A 3,978-nucleotide genomic window follows, 5' to 3' on the forward strand; every position below is an offset into this window, starting at 1 on the left:
GGCGTTAGGCTAATACAGTTTGGAGGATAATATCATTGCTGAAATAACAAATAGCGACATAATTGCCATTTCTTCAGTTGTTGTTGCACTGATTGCTTTAGTCGTTGCTATTCTACAAGGTCATATCTCCAGAAAACACAATCAGTTAACTTTAAGGCCAGTGTTGACAATAGAAAGTGAAAGCTCCTTGAAACATGGTGTATCTATAAAGTTTTGCAATCATGGGCAAGGTCCAGCCTTTATCAAAAAGGTGGAATATGTTGTTGATGGTAAGAGTTATAGTCTTTCTTCTGGTAACGATTACAGTGATTTAATGAAAAGGATAGGCTTAGTAGATTTTAACTTTAGTATAAGATGCAATGTTTCGGTATCTGATAGTGTTATACCTTCTCTTGGCGAGGGGGTATTTATCCAGTTTTATAATTATGATGGTTCAAAAATAGAAGACGAAAACATAAATAGAACTATTATCGAATCTTTACCAGAATTTAAGATTAACTACAGATGCAGCTATGATAAAAGCTATGTTGAAACATGGAAAATAAGTAACGTAAAAAACCGTGTGTAAATTAGCCTAACAAACGCTTCAAGAGGGACAGCCAACGCGCGGCATTTTTACCATGCGTTGGTTTTTGTGGTTACGATGTTATGCGGAAAGTTGGTAGTAGCGTTGTCTGCCCCTTAAGCGGGCGTTAGGCAAAGTGAGTTTTTATCAGCTAAATCGGGTTTGAATTGAACGGCGAATTCCATGTTCTCATGGCTGGACTTAAACAATAAATCGTCATCACATATTTGTTGTTTCTTGATCGTGTTGGGTTGTTTAGCGCGGTGAGTTTAGCGGCAAAATAACCTTCAGCATCCAAACGTCCGCCGAGCATGCTACGCTCGTCACTTTTCTTCCAAATCGCTCAATTTGAATTTGTTGGTTTCTTTGCTGATTTAGGGTTTTGGTTTATAAATGAATCGGTTAGTTTGTTTTAAGTTTGTAAAAAGCCCTGTTCCTTGGTTTTGAAAGTATCACTGTCAATCGGTTGGCCTAACAAACGGCTCAAGAGGGATTGCCAACGCTTGGCGACTTTAGTGCAAAATTGAAGTTCAGTGTTTAAGTGTGTTTTTTAAGTTCGGCGGTGCGTTGTCAACCCCTTAGCCGGGCGTTAGGTGTAATTAAGTATGAAACAGTTAGAACGATCTAAAAGATATTTAAAAAGGATACGCCTTGGTTATGACGGTGTTCATAATTCTTCTTTAGTATTTCAAGATTTTGAAGATGATCTATCTTCATTTTTTATGCATTGTTACCATGTACGAGATTGGTTAATTCATAGTGAGCATTTATCAATCACCGCAAAGCAAGTAGATGAGTTTATTAACTCTAATGATTTTCTAAAAATTTGCGCAGATCTATGCAATGGCTCAAAGCATTGTAAGCTTACTCGGTCAACAAGAACAGGCTATCAACCCAATTTGATCAATAAAGAAAGCTTTGGGTTGTATGGTGCATCTTTAATTTCAAATGAGTCCTTTAGCCTCGAATCTGCCCGGTGCTCAGTTCAAGTCGGAGATCGTAGCTATGATGCTTTGTTACTTGCAGAAGCTTGTATTGATGCATGGGTTCTTTTCCTTAATCAGCAAAACACCTAACAAACGGCTCAAGAGGGATTGCCAACGCGTGGCGGCTTTAGTGCAAAATTGAAGTTCAGGGTTTACGGTGTGTTTTTTTAGCTCGGTGGTGCGTTGTCAACCCCTTAGCCGGGCGTTATGTGAATGGAGATCAAAATGTCTTCTGTGCCAAAAAATAAGGATGAATTAGAGTTAGCTATAAACTCAATATTTCCGAAACTCATGGCTGACTATCGTTCAATTCCGGAAAGTAAAGCTCGCAAATCTGGAGTAGAGGGAAACGTCAAAGGTACAGTCATTAGTGTTAGTGATACAGTAGCCTACTTGATTGGTTGGGGAAAACTGGTTCTTAAATGGCATCAGCTAAGATCTCGACACCAACATGTAGATTTCCCGGAAACTGGTTATAAATGGAACCAATTAGGTTCACTCGCTGAAAGTTTCCACGAAGAGTATCGTGAGTGGAAATACAATGATTTACTCATTGAACTTGAGTCTACGGTTAACGAGATACTTTTACTCATTTCAAGCTTAAGTAATCATGACTTATATGGTGTTGCGTGGTATGAACAATGGACTTTGGGGCGCATGATTCAGTTTAATACGTCATCACCTATGAAAAATGTGCGTACAAAAGTTCGGCGTTTCAATCGAGAATTCACATAACAAACGCTTCAAGAGGGACAGCCAACGCGCGGCATTTTTACTATGCGTTGGTTTTTGTGGTTACGGTGTTATGCGGAAAGTTAGTAGTAGCGTTGGCTGCCCCTTAAGCGGGCGTTATGCATTTTTTAGGAGAAGAGGAACTATGGTTGTTGAAGTCAGGCGAGCAGAGCCATCAGATGCTAAAGCGATAAAAGGAGTTTATGAGTGCCCAAATGCCTACACCAGCACATTACAACTTCCGCTTCCATCCTCCGATATGTGGGAAAAACGTTTCCAGACTATTCCAGATCATGTTTATGCATATGTGGCACTAGTGGACGGTGAAGTAGTAGGTAATTTGGGCTTTGAGCTATGTACCAATCCGAGACGACGTCACGTAGGTACATTCGGTATGGGCGTTAAAGACGATGCTCAAGGTTTAGGTGTTGGTAGTGCTTTACTGAAAACGGTTATCGATTTAGCGGATAACTGGCTGAATTTGAAACGAATCGAATTGACGGTCTATGTGGACAACGAACGAGCGATCAATTTGTACAAGAAGTTCGGTTTTGAAATTGAAGGTGAGTCGAAAGCTTATGCGTTCAGAAATGGTAGCTACGTTGACGTTTACCATATGGCTCGCGTTTTGGCACATGCATAACAAACGCTTCAAGAAGGACTTCCAACGCGTGGCATTTTTACTGTGCGTTGGTTTTTGTGGTTACGGTATTATGCGGAAACTTGGTAGCAGCGTTGTCAGCCCCTTAAGCGGGCGTTAGGCTTACAAACGTAGCTTATTAGGACAAAGTCGATTTAGAGTTTCTGCAAATTCTTGACAACTTAACGAATCTGGCTCAGTTAAGCTGCTGTAAATAGTATCAATTGCTCCAGTGGCTGGATCTAGATATCTAGCTTTGGCTAAATCTATGTTGAGCTTTTGTAAGTCTAGGTGGGATTGCAAAGCACATTTACTAAGTAGTTTGTTCTTATTCTTATTGAATAAAGCTCGCATTTCTTCGTTAGGTTGATCTTGGCTTGAGCAATACTCAATATTTATAGATTCATAAAATAAGTCGAGATTCTTTTCGACATAACCTGGTTTGCTTAGATTGTTTGTGTAATAAGCATTTGCAATAGAACAGGTTAGAATTGCTAACTTCAAACAATGAGAAAAACTACTCTCCCATAGCGACTCGATACCGATTAAAGCAGTCCAAGCTAGCAATATTGCTGTAAACATCAAACCTAAAGCGGCGTATCCTGATCCAGTAAATGCAATGTAGATGGCATAAATCAATAGTGTTACTGTGGTGGTTATAACCATTAATATCTTAATCATCGGCATATCGTTGCTGTATATAAAAACAGTGTCAGTATAGCAAGCCTAACAAACGCTTCAAGAGGGACAGCCAACGCGTGGCATTTTTACCATGCGTTGGTTTTTGTGATTACGGTGTTATGCGGAAGCTTAGTAGTAGCGTTGGCTGCCCCTTAAGCGGGCGTTAGGCAAAGTGAGTTTTTATTAGCTAAATCGAGTTTGAATTGAACGGTAAATTCCATGTTTTTTGGCTTAAGTTAAGCAATAAATCGTCATCACCTATTTGTTGTTTCTTGATCGCGTTGGGTTGTTTAGCGCTGTAAATTCAGCGGCAAAATAACCTTCAGCATCCAAACGTCCGCCGAGCATGCTACGCTCGTCACTTTTCTTCCAAA

5 protein-coding genes are annotated in these 3,978 nt (G+C 39.9%); 4 read left to right on the plus strand and 1 reads right to left on the minus strand.

All coding sequences use genetic code 11. The annotated features are described in order from the left end of the window. Nucleotides 1-19 precede the first annotated feature (19 nt). From AACT18_RS17525 to AACT18_RS17540, 4 genes are all read left to right on the plus strand, one after another. Entirely contained in the window at nucleotides 20-568 is a 549-nt protein-coding gene (locus tag AACT18_RS17525; RefSeq protein ID WP_094145929.1) for a hypothetical protein, read from the plus strand. Nucleotides 569-1,170: 602 nt separating this feature from the next. Next, a complete protein-coding gene (locus AACT18_RS17530) occupies nucleotides 1,171-1,641 on the plus strand; it encodes a hypothetical protein (protein ID WP_088733273.1) in 471 nt (156 codons plus the stop codon). 135 nt (nucleotides 1,642-1,776) lie between these two features. Further along, nucleotides 1,777-2,286 (plus strand): ClbS/DfsB family four-helix bundle protein, encoded by a 510-nt coding sequence (locus AACT18_RS17535; RefSeq protein WP_094128444.1) that lies wholly within the window; start codon nucleotides 1,777-1,779, stop codon nucleotides 2,284-2,286. 142 nt (nucleotides 2,287-2,428) lie between these two features. Then, nucleotides 2,429-2,926 carry a GNAT family N-acetyltransferase gene (locus AACT18_RS17540; protein WP_094144232.1) on the plus strand — a complete coding sequence of 166 codons (498 nt, stop codon included), beginning with the start codon at nucleotides 2,429-2,431 and terminating at the stop codon, nucleotides 2,924-2,926. A gap of 120 nt (nucleotides 2,927-3,046) precedes the next feature. Here AACT18_RS17540 and AACT18_RS17545 read toward each other — a convergent pair whose 3' ends face one another. Continuing rightward, entirely contained in the window at nucleotides 3,047-3,604 is a 558-nt protein-coding gene (locus AACT18_RS17545; protein WP_094144233.1) for a hypothetical protein, read from the minus strand. Nucleotides 3,605-3,978 lie beyond the last annotated feature (374 nt).

Source organism: Vibrio sp. V04_P4A5T148, from assembly GCF_963875605.1.
GTDB lineage: Bacteria > Pseudomonadota > Gammaproteobacteria > Enterobacterales > Vibrionaceae > Vibrio > Vibrio anguillarum.